Source organism: Marinobacter sp. EhC06 (assembly GCF_001650915.1).
Taxonomy (GTDB): Bacteria; Pseudomonadota; Gammaproteobacteria; order Pseudomonadales; family Oleiphilaceae; genus Marinobacter.
This window is the reverse complement of record NZ_LXYO01000038.1, coordinates 94297-110031: the sequence shown is the minus strand read 5'-3', so window position 1 is coordinate 110031 and position 15735 is coordinate 94297. Positions and strand designations below refer to the sequence as shown.

The window sequence follows — 15735 nt, the reverse complement described above, 5'->3', positions numbered from 1 at the left end:
GAACTCTAATTACGCATGCACCGATTTTAGGGGATGGTTACACATCCAGGATGATTTCGGAAAGGATCTGAGACGAATTCAATTTGGTCAAGACCCTGTCCTGGCGATTAAACACCTCAACGGAATTGGCGCCGGCGTTACGGAACTGATCATTAACGGAAGCCCCGCCTATAGGTGCGTATACGTAACCAAATATATGGACGCTGTGGTCGTCCTGCATTCATTCGAGAAGACGGCCCAGGGAAGAGATAAAAAAGGGATGAGAGTTGCCGAGCAGCGCCTGAAGGAACTGCTCGCAGAGGTAAGAAACTCGAAATGATCAGGCAGCCACTTGGCTGTCTTTGATGCAGATGGATGCCTCGTGAATCGACGGCATGGTCATTTTCGCTTTGAAGCCCAGGGCATCTAACATGTCGAACATGGCATCCACTGTGAACTTCTCGATCTTCGAATTCATCAGATCAGAAACCCTGGATTGTGTAACATCTAGTTTTTCAGCAGCTTCCACCTGAGACCAGCCTTTCTCTTTGATCAGAGAAGTCAGCATGATTGAGAGGTCCATTTTCATAGCCATTTTGCTGGCAACGTCCTCTGAGTGAGTAACGTGGAACGGGCTTTCGTAGAATTTCAGTGCCATGGAAACCTCCAGATTTCTCAGTGCTTGTTAACCAGGTAATGAATAAAATTGGTGATCAGCCGGTTAACAATCATCAGTATATAAAATTTTAGATAATTAGCAAGGGTGACATTGCCCAATTGCAAACTCATACGTACATCTTCAGGCGTTTGTTGAGAGTCAGAGGACACCGAAGACAGACCCGAACTCGGGAAAGAGCAGTTGAAGGAGGTCAGGAAATGAAGAGCTTTAACGAATTCAAGAAGAAAGCACTGGAAAACCCCGAGGTCCGGAAGGAGTACGACGCACTAAAGGATGAGTTCACACTGATTGATCAACTGGCCACCGTGAGGACTTCAGCCGATCCTACCCATAAGGAGGTTGCCAACAAGCTGGGAGCCAATAAGCGTTGAACACCGCCGGATGTACTCATAATGTCGGTTGCCCCCTTGCCTACCGCCGTGTACCTTAATGCCCGTTAACGGCTGGACAGAACACGCAAGCAGCTGATTTTGAACGCCTGTGTCCTTAAATGTATTCCTCACACAGGTCTCATGGTGCTGGGGTCGGCGGTTCGACCGGAGCACGCAGCGCGTGCGGAGGAACGTCGGAGCAACGCGACGACGGCCCGAAGGGTGAGGGCCGCAGGCCCGAAGGGTGAGGGCCGCAGGCCCGAGTACTCCGCCCCTTGCTACCAAGATTCAAAGGGTTGCGACGCAAGTCGTGACCCTTTCTGTTGGTTGACTACAAATTGACTACAGCGAGACAACTTGCCCTTCAAAGCACCCTCTAGCGGCTGGATAACATTTAGCGGCTGGATAACATTTAGCGGCTGGATAACATTCCGTTCTCTGAGCGACAGGCCTCAACGGCGTGCATGATCCGAAAGGACACATTGGTCAGTTCATGGCGCGGTGAAATATACATTGAGGCAGAAAGCTCTCCAGCCTTTTGAATAACCGCTTCTTTAGCTCGCTCTCCCAGCACATCGTCTACCAGTATCGAGGGAATGACGGAAGCGTCCACCCTTCCACGCTCTAGCATCGGAACCAGTTGTGACCAGCTGGTCACCTCTTCGATCAATGAAGCCGATTCAGGGATGAATAAGTGGCCCACAAAGCCTCTCACAATGCCAAAGCGCAGACTCGTGTTGCCCGAAACCTCAGGCAGGGGCTTAAAAGAGACATAGGCATATTCGGCACGAATCAACTCACCTGCAAATACCAGGGACTCATCACGATCGGGCGTCCTTGCCAAAGGTAGCAAAGCATCCAGGTGCCCCCTTTCCAGGTAATACAGACCTCTCTTCAAAGGTATAGAAACATATTGAGGTTCCAGACCCGAGGTCTCAAAGACACACGTGTAAAGCGAGGACAGGGAGCCGCTCAGATGACCCTCGGAATGATCCACCAGTCCAGAAACCCCTTCGCTGATGCCAACCCGAATTATATTTTCTGCAAACGACAAATCTGAAAAACAGAGGAACACGAAAAGAATTGGAATAAAACGACTTGGAATCAAAGACCGAACTCCCACTCAGCGCAAAACAAGCCTTCCATTGGTGAAATAAGGAACAGAGCTTATAGAGAATTGTTAACAATCACACTATAGATGAGAATCATTTTGAATAAGCACTCATGATTAAAACTTACACAATTTTTTACATTGATCGGGATTAAGAGGCGAGATCAACCACTGGAGACAACCTGACCAGGTCACCTCTCCGATGGCGAGACTTTCAAAATGGCGTAGTCAGTTCTTTGAATCACGGCTTCTCTGAGGAATATCCCATCCCCCCTGATTCTGCTCGGCAATGAACCGGCATTCTCTTATTGCCTCCCTGAGATCTTGCGTCAAATCACTGTCATCCACGCGATGGGAAATATACATGGACAGATCTACCCAGGCGGCCGTCCTGTCAAAGTATGGATTGTCATAACCCGCCATGTAGGTGTCGATGAGCACCCATGGCAGAACTACAACATCCACACGTCCTCGTTTGAGCAGTTCAACAGCCTGCGCCCAATCAGACACATCAATAACCTGAGGGTCCTCACCTCTCAAAAGCTTGTCACCAACGAACTTGCGGACAAATGCGAACCGAAGACCTGTCAGACTATCTAATGGTGGGAGATCCTCGATCAGAAGATAGACATACTCTGTCTGGAACAACAGACCGCCAAAGTCGGCATACTCATCCCTATCGGAAGTTTGCACCAGCGGTAGTCCGGCGGCTATTCCACCTTTCTTGAGTCGATAAAGCATCTGCGCGAGCGGCATTTCCAGAAACCTGAAGTCACCCTCAACACGGTTGAAAACGCACCGGTAATAAGGAGAGAAGCGGCCAACCAGCTCACCGTCGGAGACTGCAATTTCACGCTCGATGCCCTCGAAAACCCCTATAGTGTATGGATCTTTCGACGAAGCGAAGGATACGGTCGAGGCGAGCAAAATAGTTATAATCGAAGCAAGCCTGAACGGAAGTAGCCTATCCATGAAATCACCTCCAAGACACGTTAGTCCTTACGTGCTGTACGAGCAGTAAAACAATACGGGTCAACCTGTCATCGTTATGACCAACTCACCCTGAATATAGTTGTTAAAATCAATTTCGCATCCAGTTCCTGGGGACGACCCCACCCTTTCCGGGCAGTGAACGCGGGACGACCCGCCTTCGTACAAGACTTGCTATGAGATCAACCAAAGACAGAGTTCGCCAGGCTATTTCCTTTGAGGTTATCGGCCTGCTTCTTTCCGTTCCCCTCGCAGCCATGACATTCGGGTTCGATATGGGAAAAACAGGAGTTCTCGGTGTGGTGGGCGCCACCATCGCAACCGTCTGGAACTACGTGTTCAACCTGGGGTTCGATCACGGACTGAACCACTTTACTGGTTCAACCCGTAAATCAATCCGAATCCGGTTCCTTCATGCGGTGAGCTTCGAGCTTGGTCTGATGTTGATTCTCCTGCCGATTATTGCCTGGTGGATGGGTATCGGTCTGCTGGAGGCTTTGATTGTGGATGTGGCGTTCGTGGTGTTCTACCTGGTGTATGCGTTCGTATTCACCTGGTGCTACGACACCATATTTCCTGACACGGGCGCCAAGAAATCCAACGTCACTTAAACAAACTTTGACAATCCTGGGGCCAGGAGTCGGATAGGATAGAGACTTCTCCCGAATGCGTTTTTAAGGCTGTATCGCATTATGAAATCCCGCCATGCACTCACGGTGTTCCTGGCCGTTGTTCTGGTTCCCATTGCCCTTGGGTTCGCTGGCGCGAGCGTGAAGGCGGCTATCCTGTCGATCAGCGTTTTCTGGGCCTGCCTGGGAATATTCTTTTATCCATCCATCAGCGACTATCTCAAGGCTGAAAAGAGGCAGCGCGACGACTAGCGCCTCATACGCTTCGCCTCAATCCGTTTCTCTTTCAACCAGGCTGCAACGATCCTCTCACAACAAACTCTGTGGCATACTCACGGGCTGAAACCCACAAAGAACAACACACCAGCAAGGACCGTTGACATGAAACCGGAAACCCTCGCGCTGCACGCAGGCTTCAAAAGCGATCCCACTACCCGGGCGGCAACCACGCCGATTTACCAGACCACGTCCTACACCTTTGACGACACCCAGCACGGTGCCGATCTGTTTGATCTGAAGGTTCAGGGCAACATCTACACCCGCATCATGAACCCGACCAACGCGGTTCTGGAAGAGCGGATGGCAGAACTGGAAGGCGGTGTTGGCGCCCTGGCCGTGGCCTCTGGCATGGCTGCCATCACCTACGCCCTGCAGACCATCTGCAAGGTGGGTAACAACATTGTCAGCACCAGTCAGCTTTACGGCGGCACCTACAACCTGTTCGCGCACTCGCTGCCGAACCAGGGCATTGAGTGCAAGATGGTTCGCCATGACGATTTCGATGCCGTGGAAAAGGCTATTGATGAGAACACCCGCGCCCTGTTCTGCGAGTCCATCGGCAACCCGGCGGGCAACGTGGTCGATATCCAGCGCTGGGCCGAAATTGCGCACAAACACGGCATCCCGCTGATGGTGGACAACACGGTTGCCACGCCGTTCCTGTGCCGCCCGATCGAGCACGGCGCCGATATCGTGATTCACTCGCTCACCAAGTACATCGGTGGCCACGGCACCACCGTCGCAGGCGTTGTCGTGGATTCCGGAAAGTTCGACTGGAAAGCCAGTGCTGACAAGTTCCCGATGCTGAACGAACCGGATCCGTCCTACCACGGCGTGGTCTACACAGACGCCCTGGGCCCTGCTGCCTTCATCGGCCGCTGCCGAGTGGTTCCGCTGCGCAACACCGGTGCCGCCCTTGCTCCGTTCAATGCGTTCCTGATCATGCAGGGTCTGGAAACCCTGGCGCTGCGCATGGAACGTCATTGCGAGAACGCCGAGAAAGTCGCGAACTTCCTGCAGGAGCACCCGTCTGTTGAATGGGTCAACTACGCGACCCTGGCCAACAGCCCGTACAAGGCGACCTGCGAGAAGATTTCCGGCGGGAAAGCGTCCGGCATCCTGAGCTTCGGCATCAAGGGGGGCCGGGAAGCCGGGGCAAAGTTCATCGATGCCCTGGAATTGATCCTGCGTCTGGTGAACATCGGTGACGCCAAGTCCCTGGCCTGCCACCCGGCGACCACCACCCACCGCCAGCTCAACCCGGAAGAGCTGAAGAGCGCCGGTGTGAGCGAGGATCTGGTGCGGCTGTCCATCGGTATCGAGCATGTCGACGACATCATTGCCGACATTACCCAGGCCCTGGACAAAGCCCAGGCCTGATAGCGGTCAACCGGGTACGACCAATGTCGTGCCCGGCACCCTCGTGATTGCCCCTATCTGTCTTGTAACTCCCCCGCCAGGCCATTACTCTTTAGTGTTCCCCATGCCCGAATCGAGAGTCCGGTTGCAATGAGCGAAAGCGCAAAAACCCGCATTACCAGTGGTTCCAAATTCCGCAATGAGCATGGCTTCTCGGCCATCAAGGATGGCGTCAAGCGGTCATCGAAGCAGGAAGCCACAACAGCGGAAAAGCGAGAGCCGAAGCCTAAATGGCTCCGGGCACGCATGCCCGGGGGCGAGCGCTATGAGGCGGTGCGCAAGAACGTCAGTGAGCACCGGTTGAGCACCGTTTGCCAGGAATCTCATTGCCCCAATATCGGTGAGTGCTGGACCGCCGGCACGGCCACCATCATGGTGATGGGGTCTGTGTGTACCCGGGCCTGCAAATTCTGCGCGGTGGACACCGGCAACCCGAAAGGCTGGCTCGATCATGAAGAGCCGGAGAACACGGCCAAGTCCGTAGAGCTGATGGGCCTTCGTTATATCGTGCTTACCTCGGTAGACCGTGATGACCTGGACGACGGCGGCGCTGCCCACTATGCCGCTTGTGTCTCTGCCATCAAACAGCGCACGCCGGAAGTCGCCGTTGAGGCGCTGACGCCGGATTTTGATGCGGTGATGGCGGACGTTGAGAAGGTGGTGGATTCCGGGCTGGATGTCTTTGCCCAGAACGTGGAAACCGTCAAGCGGCTGACCAGTCGGGTTCGTGATCCGCGTGCCGGGTATGAAAAAACCCTCCGGGTCCTGGAGCACGCCAAGAAGCACCGTCCGGACGTGCTTACCAAGACCAGCCTGATGCTGGGGCTGGGCGAAACCGAAGAGGAAATCCTGGAAACCATGGACGATCTGCGCGCCATCGGTGTGGATATCCTGACTCTGGGCCAGTACCTGCGGCCTACTCCGAACCACTTGCCGGTAGAACGCTACGTCACCCCCGAAGAGTTCAACCGTTACCGGGAAATCGGCCTGGAGAAGGGCTTCATGGAAGTGCCATCCGGCCCCATGGTCCGCTCCAGCTACCGGGCTGACAAAGTCTTCGATAAAAACAATCTGGGTCTCGCCGTGCCCGAGGTTCCCCAAGCCTCCAATGCCATGCAGATTCCGGTGAAGGCCATCGACTGAGAACATACATGCTGACACTGCTGCGAAATGCCCGGCTGAAGTACAAATTCTGGTTGCTGAACATTGTCGTTTTTGCAGTTCTCTGCTTGCTCGTTCTCTATGCCATGAACACGATTGCCGGGCAGACCGGCCGGTCGTTCAACGAGGTCTTCGCTGATACGGCACCCGGATTCGCGCTGGTTGTGGCAATACTCATGGTGCTCGAGATGGCCGGGTCCCAGCTGCTGATCTCGTTTATCGAACGCCACGTGAACCGCCTGAAAGACACCATGGTCGACGTTCAGGCATCGGGCAATCTGAGCCAGAGGGCGGTGGTGGACTCCACGGACGAAATCGGCGAAATGGCCAGCGCCTTCAATGCCATGCAGGACCGCACCGTGGGCGTGGTCCGAAGCATGAAGGAAGCCACAGAACGGCTGCACCGGGAAGTCGAGGAACTGACCGCGGCCGCCGAAGCCCGCCGGGATGACTTGGGCCGCCAACAACAGGGCGCAGACCGGTCGGCGGAAGTCATCGAAACCATGCTGCAAAGCTTTACCGGCATTGCCGAACAGGCCGGAATCGCCAAGACCCTGTCCCACGAAGCCAGCGATGCGGCTCGCGACGGCAGCACCCGTGTCGGCCAGAGCGCCGACAGCATCCGCAAGCTTGCCGACGTGGTGCGCAATTCCGCCAGCAGCGTCGAAGCCCTGGCCGAAAACAGCCATGAAATCAGCCACGCCATTACCGAGATCCGGGGTATTGCCGAACAGACCAATCTGCTGGCCCTGAACGCGGCCATCGAGGCGGCCCGAGCCGGCGAACAAGGCCGAGGGTTTGCCGTGGTGGCCGATGAAGTGCGTAAACTGGCCCAGCGGGTCCAGGACTCCACCGATCAGATTCAGGGCACCATTGATCGGCTCCTAAGCGCCATCAACACCGCCGTAAATCAGATGACCGGCAGCTCCGAGGATGCCACCCGCTGCGTCGAGGAATCCGAAGAAGGCCGCCGTGCCCTGGAAGCCATCAATGAAGTGGTCAGCCGGATCGATCATACCAACCAGGAAATCGCCAACGTTTCTGCAGAACAGACCGCCGGGACCGACGACGTGCTGGCCAACGTCCAGGGCATTCGCGAGACCACCCAGAACATGGTGACCCAACTTGCTGAGAGCGCAGATATGAGTCGCCGCCTGAAAAAGCTGATCGATTCCCTGGAAGAAGCCTCGTCAAAGGTCACGGTTCACTGAGGTTTATGGCACACTCTGCACTCGTTTGAACTGGCAGAGTAGTTGTTCATGAATCGTCTTCGCACCCTGTATGACCGCCTGATTTTTCCGCATCCCTTTATTATCCTCGCGGCCTTTGCCCTGTTACTGGCCCTCGCCGCCTTCAAGTTTGGCGAATTCCGGCTGGATGCTTCCGCCGAGTCCCTGGTGCTGGAAAACGACCGCTCCCTTGAACAGTACCGCCAGGTAAACCGCCGCTTCACTACCTCCGACGAGTTCCTGATCGTCACCTATACACCCGAAGGCGAGCTGTTCTCTGAAGATGGCCTGGCCAGGTTGGGCGCGTTGCGTGATGAACTGCAAAACCTGGAAGCGGTAGGCACCACCAACAGCATCCTGAACGTACCCCTGCTCCACAGCCCGGATCTGACACTGGATACCGTGGACAGCGAGATCAAGACCCTGGACGAACACGATGTGGCTCCAGATACCGCCCGCCAGGCGCTGCTGAACAATCCGCTCTACCCCAACCTGCTGATCAGTGAAGACGGTCGCACCACGGCGATACAGGTCAATCTACCAACGCCGGATCGTTATTTTGAGCTGCTGAGAAAGCGCAACGATCTGCGAGACAAGGCCGACGCCGGTGAAGCCTCCGAAGCCGAGCTGGCAGAACTGGAACAGGTAAAACAGGAATTCATCGACTTTACCGAAACCCTCGGTGTAGAGCGCGATGCCACCATCCGCACCGTTCGCTCCATCCTGGACAACTACCGGGATGATGCCGAAATCCATCTGGGCGGCGTGCCCATGATTGTGGCGGACATGATCCGTTTTATCGAAAACGACCTGTCGACCTTCGGGCTCGGCGTGCTCGCGTTTCTGCTGCTGACTTTAGCCATCATTTTCCGGCAGTGGCGCTGGGTGCTGGTGCCACTATTGTGCTGCGGCTTCACGGTCTGGCTGATGATTGGCTTTCTGGGCTGGGCCCAGTGGCCGGTGACGGTCATCTCCTCCAACTTTATCTCCCTGCTGCTGATCATGACCCTGTCGCTCACCATCCACTTGATCGTGCGCTACCGGGAATTCCAACACGACGATCCTGAGGCCAGCCCGAGAGATACCTTGCGCAACACCGTGATGGCGATGATCAAGCCCTGCTTCTACATGGCCATCACCACCATCGTCGCCTTCGGCTCACTCACCTTCAGCGGCATTCGCCCTGTCATCGATTTCGGCTGGATGATGACCCTGGGCCTGACAGTGGCTTTCCTTATTACCTTCGTCATATTCCCGGCCCTGCTGACCCTCCTGCCACCACCACTGGATAGCCGGGTAACCTCTGACCGGATTCCCTTCACCGATGCCTTTGCCAGGTTCACGGAACACTTCGGCAAGACGGTTCTGGTCGGATCCGGAGTGATTGCGGTGCTCTGCGTTATCGGCCTGAGCAAGTTGACGGTGGAAAACAGCTTCATCGACTATTTCAAATCGTCCACCGAAATCCATCAGGGCATGATCACCATCGACAACCGCCTGGGCGGCACCACGCCCCTGGACGTGGTCATCACCGACGATCCGCCACCGGAAGGCGCGAGCGGCGGCGACCCGTTTGCCAGTGACTGCGACCCGTTCGTGGAGGACTGCGGTGCCGACGAGGAATACCGGGATACCTGGTACACCTACCAGAAAATGGAAGAACTGGAAGCCGTGCACAAGTACCTGGACGGATTACCGGAAACCGGCAAGGTGCTGTCGATCAACACCACGCTGGATATCCTCGCCAGGATCAACCAGGGCGAGCCCCTGGATGCCCTCGAGCTGGCGTTTGTTCCCGCTGCGGTGCCCGATGACCTGCAGGACACCCTGCTGACGCCCTATATATCTGAGGAACACGACCAGGCGAGATTTAGCATCCGGATCCTGGAAACCATGCCGGAACTGCGTCGACAGGAGCTGCTGAACCGCATCCATAATCACCTGACCACGGAACTGGGCTACTCGGAGGATCAGGTGCTCTTTGCCGGCATGACCGTGATGTACAACAACATGCTGCAAAGTCTGTTCGATTCCCAGATCAAGACCATCGGCGTGGTCTTCGCCGCCATCATGGTAATGTTCCTGATCCTGTTCCGTTCCCTGAAACTGGCCCTGATCGGCATCGCCCCCAACCTGATCGCCGCCGGCTCCGTGCTCGGTCTGATGGGCTGGCTCGGAATCCCGCTGGATATGATGACCATCACCGTGGCGGCCATCACCGTGGGCATTGCCGTGGACGACACCATCCACTACATCCACCGCTTCAAAACCGAATTCCAGAAAGACGGCGACTACATCGCCACCATGCACCGCTGCCACCGGAGCATCGGCCAAGCCATGTTCTTTACCTCGCTGACCATCATCTCCGGGTTCTCGATACTGGTGCTGTCCAACTTCATCCCGACCATCTACTTCGGGTTGTTTACGGGGTTTGCCATGTTCATGGCTCTGGTTGGGGCTCTTACCTTGCTTCCCCGGCTGATTGTTCTGGTTAAGCCCTTTGGCTTGGGTGGGGCTTCGGGCTTGGGCTCCTAGCCTTTCGGTTTCGGGGGTGGCTCCACACCCCTGTTCCTCCCGCCAAACCAGCAGGCTAGGGGCACAAAAAAAGGGCCACACCAAAAGATGCGGCCCTTCTCAAATCCAGCTAGAGGGAAAGCAGGATCACTGCATGCCCTGACCTTGCCCCTGCTGCATCTGCTGTTGCATCTGACGACGCTGCTGCATTTGCTGTTGCATCTGCTGCATACGCTTGTCCAACTCGTCGCGCTGCTCCTGGGTAAACACGCTGTCGACCTTCGCCTGCATCAGAGTGGACAGAGCCGCGATCTCGCCAGTCACATCGCCCAGTTCTTCGGCCTGCTCGCGAATAGCGGCTTCATCAAAGTCTGATTTGATCTCACCCTGCATCTGCTGCTGCAGCGCACGGGCTTCCTGACGAAGCTCACCGATTTCGCCTTGCATCTCGTCGATGATGGCACGGATTTCAGTTTGCTGATCTTCGGTCAGCCCTACCATCTGTGCCAGCTGGTCAACCTGATCAGGCTGGCCGCCGGATTGCTGGGCCACGGCCGGGACCGAAAGGCTCAGGGCGACCAAGGCAGTACCAAACAGTTTTACAAGCTTCATAAATGTCTCCGTTAACAGGGTGGCCACAATCTGAATACCACCGACATACATTGGTTTCATCGTTCAGGGACTACACCCTAAAACATACGGATACGGTTTTTCACCCCGATCAGCCCTCTTTTTGTACATACTTCTCAGTATCCCCCGCCACAAGCCGCCACACACGGGGATTCAAACAAATGTGAAAGTTTGGTCATTCCCCTTCATAATGGCGCCGTTTAACCCAATCCGGAGCAGATACGATGGCCATCAACTGGTTTCCAGGGCATATGCACAAGGCCCGCAAGGAGATCAAGAAAGTCATGCCACAGATGGATCTCATCATTGAAGTGGTTGATGCGCGCATTCCCTTCAGTAGCGAAAATCCGCTGGTGCCGGCCCTTCGTGGCGAAACGCCACTGATCAAGGTATTGAACAAGCGCGACCTGGCGGATCCAGAGATCACCGAGCAGTGGCGAGCCTGGCTTGAGAAAGAGCGTGGGGTACGCGCCATCACTCTTACCCACAACCAGCGCAGTGAGGCCCTGTCCATCCTCAAGCTGGCCGAGGAATTAACGCCAGATCATGATCGCCAGAAGAGTGCGTTGCGGGTGATGATTCTCGGCATTCCAAATGTCGGCAAATCCACACTGATCAACACACTGGCAGGACGACCTGCGGCCAAAACCGGGAACGAGCCGGCCGTGACCAGGGCCCAGCAGGCCATCAAGCTGCCTAATAACATTCTGCTCTACGACACCCCCGGCTTTCTCTGGCCTAAGCTGTCCCCCGAAGCCTGCGGTTACCGTCTGGCGGTTACCGGGGCGATTCGAAGCGCGGTTCTGGACTTTGAGGATGTGGCCATGTTCGAGGCCGAGTACCTTCTGGAAGCCTACCCGGAGCTTGTGCAGGCCCGCTATGGCTTTGAGGAGCTGCCGAAAGATGCCCTGGCGCTGATGGACGGCATTGCCGCGAAACGCCGATTTTTCGGGCGTGGTGGTGTTCCGGACCTGCACAAGGTTTCGGAGGTACTACTCAACGAATTCCGGTCGGGCAAGCTGGGACGCATTTCCCTGGAAACCCCGGAAATGGTTGAACGCGAAGCCCGGGCCGCCGAGGAGGCGGCGAACTGAGCGCCTCCTGAGCTCCCCTTACCAAGGTCAAATATCGTATCCGGGCCAAAGCGCCTAGACTGTTAAATAACGTTATTGATCGCAAGGTCGGCCATATCGGCCGATCGGTAAGGAGGAACTTATGAGACGCGTCGTCGTCACCGGCATGGGCATTGTTTCCTGCCTCGGCAACTCACTGGACGAGGTCACCCAGAGCCTGAAGAACGGAAAATCGGGCATCCGTTTCAATGAAACCTACAAGGAAATGGGCTTCCGCAGCCAGATTGCAGGCTCTGTGGATGTGGACACATCCGTTATTGACCGCAAGATCCGTCGTTTCATGGGGCCATCCGCCATGTACAGTTTTCTGTCCATGGAGCAGGCCATTGCCCAGGCGGGGCTAACCGAGGACATGATCTCCAACGACCGCACCGGCCTGATCGCCGGCTCCGGTGGCGCTTCCTGTTCGAGCCAGGTGGAAGCCACCGATATCATGCGCGAGAAAGGCGTGAAGCGCATCGGGCCCTACATGGTCCCCCGAATCATGACCAGCACCGTTTCCGCCTGCCTGGCCACTGCTTACAAGATCCGGGGGGTGAACTACTCCATGTCTTCGGCCTGCGCCACAAGTGCCCACTGCATCGGCCACGCCATGGAGCAGATCCAGGCTGGCAAGCAGGACATCGTGTTCGCCGGCGGCGGTGAGGAAGAGGACTGGAGCCTGACCATGATGTTCGATGCCATGGGAGCGCTGTCCACCAAGTACAACGATGCCCCTGAAACGGCCTCCCGCCCCTTCGATGCCGGCCGGGACGGTTTCGTGATTGCCGGTGGTGGCGGCATGATGGTTCTGGAAGAGCTGGAGCACGCCAGAAAACGCGGCGCCAACATCATTGCTGAGCTCACCGGCTACGGCGCCACTTCGGACGGCTACGACATGGTCGCGCCTTCGGGCGAAGGTGCCCAACGCTGCATGAAGCAGGCCATGGCCACTATCCGGGGCAAGATTGACTATATCAACGCCCACGGCACCAGCACCCCCGTTGGCGACGTTGCAGAGATGGGCGCGGTGCGCGCAACCTTTGGTTCCGACATTCCCGCCATTTCCTCTACCAAATCGCTGACTGGCCACTCCCTGGGTGCCGCAGGTGTTCAGGAGGCGATCTATTCGCTGCTGATGCTGCAGAATGGCTTCATTGCCGGTACCAAAAATCTAAATGATCCAGATGAGAAAATCAGCGATCTTCCGCTGGTGGGCCCGAAAAGTCGCGACGGGGCGCTAAACACCGTCATGTCCAACAGCTTCGGGTTTGGTGGGACCAACGCATCGCTGGTTTTCGAGAAGCTTTGAGCGTAAAAGTGATAAGGGCCCACGGGCCCTTATTTGCTTAAAATATATTCTGATATCGTTATGCTTGATTATTGGCAAAGACAGTCATCCGTATTAAGGTACACACTTGATATGGATCAAATCGGACGGATTATCACGTATGGCCCAAGCAATTCCGTTTCGTCAGGCTTCTCCCCTGAAGGCCTCCTGCCACCAGTGCAGTCTGAGTAACCTGTGCTTGCCACTGGCGATTGAAGAAAACGATCTCGACCGGCTGGAAGACATTGTCCAGCAGGGGCGTATCTTCAACCGCGGCGAACATATCTTCGACCAGAGTACGCCCTACCGCTCATGCTTTGCGGTGAAAAGCGGGTCCATCAAGACGTCGATTATCACTGAAAGCGGTGAGGAGCAGGTCACCGGCTTTTTCATGCCCGGTGAACTGGTGGGCCTGGATAGCATTGGCAGTGAACACTATGCGTGCACCGCCAAAGCTCTGGAACGGACCAGCGTGTGTGAGTTTCCGATCGACAAACTGGAGGAACTGACTGGCAAACTGCCGGAGCTTCAGCATCACATGTATCACCTGATGAGCCAGGAGATCCAGAACAGCCATCAACTGGCCATGTTGCTGAGCAAGAACACCGCTGAAGAGCGCATTGCCGCATTGTTGTTGTCGCTTTCCAGCCGGTTCCAGCGTCGCAGGATGTCGCCGACCAACTTCAGCCTGCCCATGGCCCGTAACGATATCGCCAACTTCCTGGGTCTCGCCGTTGAAACGGTGAGCCGGGTATTCACGCGCTTCCAGAACCAGGGCATCATCAAGGCCCGCGGCCGGGAAGTCGAACTTCTGGATATTGAAGGCCTGCAGATGGTCAGCCGGGAATTCTCCCGCCAGTGCAATAACTGAGAAACTGTTTAGTGCCCGCCGTTGTCGTTAACCGGCGGGCTCACTCTCCACTTCCCTGCCGTTGTTCTTTTTCAGCATGGTCAGCTCATCCACCAGGCCGGAGCGCCATGGCATCTGCTTGATGCCGAACGTATTGCGGATCTTGGTGCAGATCAGCGTGGTATTGACCGGCTCCAGATGCCCCCACTGCGGCACCTCATCCACCACCCGGATACCTTCGGGAATCCCGGGAAGACCGGCAATCGCCAGGCCCAGCTCGTATAAATTGATTTCCTCGGCACCGGCGTACTGGTAGGTACCCCACACCTCTGCTCCGCAGTCCAGCTGAAGAACCACCGCTTCAATCACCCGGGCCAGGTCCCGAACCGCCACAGGCTGGCCGCGGCAGCGCCCTGGCAATGACAGTACCTCACCGGCAGCGGTACTGGCCTGAACTTTTCGTATGAACCGTGCCAGGCTCCAGCCGGTCCGCAGGATGATGTGTCTGGGCAGCAGGGTGCGCAGGGCTTGCTCGCATTCCCATTGCCAGTTACCCAGCTCGTTTACCGGCTGCCCCGGGTTCGATGTTATATACCCACTCTGCTTTCGGCCATCAAACACGTAGCAGGAGGAGAGCTGGAGCAGCGCCATGCCACGATCACGGGCGAACTCGGCCATGGCTACCGGCAAAGAGAACGCTGCCATATGAGCGCCCTCAGGGTCTTTCTCGGCAGTCTCCGGATCGGCCATCCAGAGTGCGTTTACAATCAGGTCGGTATCTTCGGGAATCCAGTTTTCCAGCGCATCGAGATCCGCATTGGAGGGGTCGCTGACAAGCAATGGGCTGACGTGCAGGTGAGTTTCCCGCAGCCGCTCCAGCAAAACCTTCCCCAAGGGGCCGTAATCGTGAACAACAAGTACATGCACGAGGATTCAATGCCTCCGGATATCACTGATGTGACGGTATTTCGGAACCGGTCTGGCCAATGGCTTATCCATTCCGGTCCATACACTGTGATGCAGTCTGAACTTAATGCTTTGCTATTTCTTTCAAGAGCATACAACAACAGGAACTCTCATGCTGAAACAACAGAGCCACATTGTGGCGCCGATTCCCGATGAGTTGCGAACCCGGGCCCTGTATACCGTCGGCGAACTGCGCGAACGGGGCAAGGCCGACAAGGAAGCCATCGACAAGCTCTTCAACCTGATCGTGGACATGACCGAAGAAGGTCTGGACTTCTTTTTCCTGGAGCCGCTTCGCCGTCTGCATGCCAGCAACATGATGATGGGCATGGCCAAAATGGGCATCAGCAGCATGCTCAAAGGCAGCAAGATGGTCGTGCACAAAGTGCTCAAAAAGCTGGACGACCGCAGCCTGGCTGCCATTCTCGACTTTATCGAGGAAATCATTCACGAACCTGAACAGGGCTGACAAAGCACCCCGCTATG

At 56.0% G+C, this 15735-nt stretch carries 17 protein-coding genes; 12 read left to right on the top strand and 5 right to left on the bottom strand.

Annotated elements, in window-relative coordinates; all coding sequences use genetic code 11:
* Window positions 1-43 precede the first annotated feature (43 nt).
* Window positions 44-319: a type II toxin-antitoxin system RelE/ParE family toxin gene (locus tag A8B84_RS21145; protein ID WP_064227078.1), complete on the top strand. Its 276-nt coding sequence runs from the start codon at window positions 44-46 to the stop codon at window positions 317-319.
* Here A8B84_RS21145 and A8B84_RS21140 read toward each other — a convergent pair whose 3' ends face one another.
* Window positions 320-637: a helix-turn-helix domain-containing protein gene (locus tag A8B84_RS21140; RefSeq protein WP_064227075.1), complete on the bottom strand. Its 318-nt coding sequence runs from the start codon at window positions 635-637 to the stop codon at window positions 320-322. It lies immediately after the preceding gene.
* Window positions 638-855: 218 nt separating this feature from the next.
* Here A8B84_RS21140 and A8B84_RS21605 point away from each other — a divergent pair, with 218 nt between their 5' ends.
* Window positions 856-1029, top strand: a complete 174-nt coding sequence (locus A8B84_RS21605) for a hypothetical protein (protein WP_161487077.1) — start codon at window positions 856-858, stop codon at window positions 1027-1029.
* Window positions 1030-1441: 412 nt separating this feature from the next.
* Here the strand turns inward: A8B84_RS21605 and A8B84_RS21135 are convergent, their stop codons facing one another.
* Together A8B84_RS21135 and A8B84_RS21130 are read right to left on the bottom strand one after the other, a co-directional pair.
* Entirely contained in the window at window positions 1442-2137 is a 696-nt protein-coding gene (locus A8B84_RS21135) for a transporter substrate-binding domain-containing protein (RefSeq protein ID WP_064227074.1), read from the bottom strand.
* Between the two features lie 231 nt (window positions 2138-2368).
* Window positions 2369-3112, bottom strand: coding sequence for a transporter substrate-binding domain-containing protein (locus A8B84_RS21130; protein WP_064227073.1), 744 nt, complete (start codon window positions 3110-3112; stop codon window positions 2369-2371).
* A gap of 194 nt (window positions 3113-3306) precedes the next feature.
* Between A8B84_RS21130 and A8B84_RS21125 the strand changes: the two genes are divergently transcribed.
* The 6 genes from A8B84_RS21125 (at window position 3307) to A8B84_RS21100 (ending at window position 10382) form a co-directional block, all read left to right on the top strand.
* A complete protein-coding gene (locus tag A8B84_RS21125; RefSeq protein WP_064227072.1) occupies window positions 3307-3741 on the top strand; it encodes a PACE efflux transporter in 435 nt (144 codons plus the stop codon).
* Between the two features lie 81 nt (window positions 3742-3822).
* A complete protein-coding gene (locus tag A8B84_RS21940) occupies window positions 3823-4011 on the top strand; it encodes a hypothetical protein (protein WP_227512625.1) in 189 nt (62 codons plus the stop codon).
* A 129-nt stretch (window positions 4012-4140) separates the two neighbouring features.
* Window positions 4141-5418: an O-acetylhomoserine aminocarboxypropyltransferase/cysteine synthase family protein gene (locus A8B84_RS21115; RefSeq protein WP_008176355.1), complete on the top strand. Its 1278-nt coding sequence runs from the start codon at window positions 4141-4143 to the stop codon at window positions 5416-5418.
* 129 nt (window positions 5419-5547) lie between these two features.
* Window positions 5548-6600 carry a lipoyl synthase gene (gene lipA / locus A8B84_RS21110; RefSeq protein ID WP_014576159.1) on the top strand — a complete coding sequence of 351 codons (1053 nt, stop codon included), beginning with the start codon at window positions 5548-5550 and terminating at the stop codon, window positions 6598-6600.
* An 8-nt stretch (window positions 6601-6608) separates the two neighbouring features.
* Window positions 6609-7829 (top strand): methyl-accepting chemotaxis protein, encoded by a 1221-nt coding sequence (locus A8B84_RS21105; protein WP_064227071.1) that lies wholly within the window; start codon window positions 6609-6611, stop codon window positions 7827-7829.
* Between the two features lie 48 nt (window positions 7830-7877).
* A complete protein-coding gene (locus tag A8B84_RS21100) occupies window positions 7878-10382 on the top strand; it encodes an efflux RND transporter permease subunit (protein ID WP_064227070.1) in 2505 nt (834 codons plus the stop codon).
* Window positions 10383-10508: 126 nt separating this feature from the next.
* Here A8B84_RS21100 and A8B84_RS21095 read toward each other — a convergent pair whose 3' ends face one another.
* On the bottom strand, window positions 10509-10973 hold the full coding sequence (locus tag A8B84_RS21095) for a Spy/CpxP family protein refolding chaperone (protein ID WP_227512624.1): 465 nt from the start codon (window positions 10971-10973) through the stop codon (window positions 10509-10511).
* A 242-nt stretch (window positions 10974-11215) separates the two neighbouring features.
* On the opposite strand from A8B84_RS21095, the gene ylqF reads away from it, so the two are divergent.
* The 3 genes from ylqF (at window position 11216) to fnr (ending at window position 14304) form a co-directional block, all read left to right on the top strand.
* A complete protein-coding gene (gene ylqF, locus A8B84_RS21090) occupies window positions 11216-12085 on the top strand; it encodes a ribosome biogenesis GTPase YlqF (RefSeq protein WP_064227068.1) in 870 nt (289 codons plus the stop codon).
* Between the two features lie 121 nt (window positions 12086-12206).
* Entirely contained in the window at window positions 12207-13415 is a 1209-nt protein-coding gene (gene fabB / locus A8B84_RS21085) for a beta-ketoacyl-ACP synthase I (RefSeq protein ID WP_064227067.1), read from the top strand.
* Between the two features lie 139 nt (window positions 13416-13554).
* Window positions 13555-14304, top strand: a complete 750-nt coding sequence (fnr, locus tag A8B84_RS21080; protein WP_064227066.1) for a fumarate/nitrate reduction transcriptional regulator Fnr — start codon at window positions 13555-13557, stop codon at window positions 14302-14304.
* 27 nt (window positions 14305-14331) lie between these two features.
* Here fnr and A8B84_RS21075 read toward each other — a convergent pair whose 3' ends face one another.
* The gene (locus tag A8B84_RS21075; protein WP_064227065.1) at window positions 14332-15210 is read right to left on the bottom strand and encodes an SDR family oxidoreductase; all 879 of its coding nucleotides are present in this window, start codon (window positions 15208-15210) and stop codon (window positions 14332-14334) included.
* A gap of 151 nt (window positions 15211-15361) precedes the next feature.
* Between A8B84_RS21075 and A8B84_RS21070 the strand changes: the two genes are divergently transcribed.
* Window positions 15362-15718, top strand: coding sequence for a hypothetical protein (locus tag A8B84_RS21070; RefSeq protein ID WP_008176372.1), 357 nt, complete (start codon window positions 15362-15364; stop codon window positions 15716-15718).
* Window positions 15719-15735 lie beyond the last annotated feature (17 nt).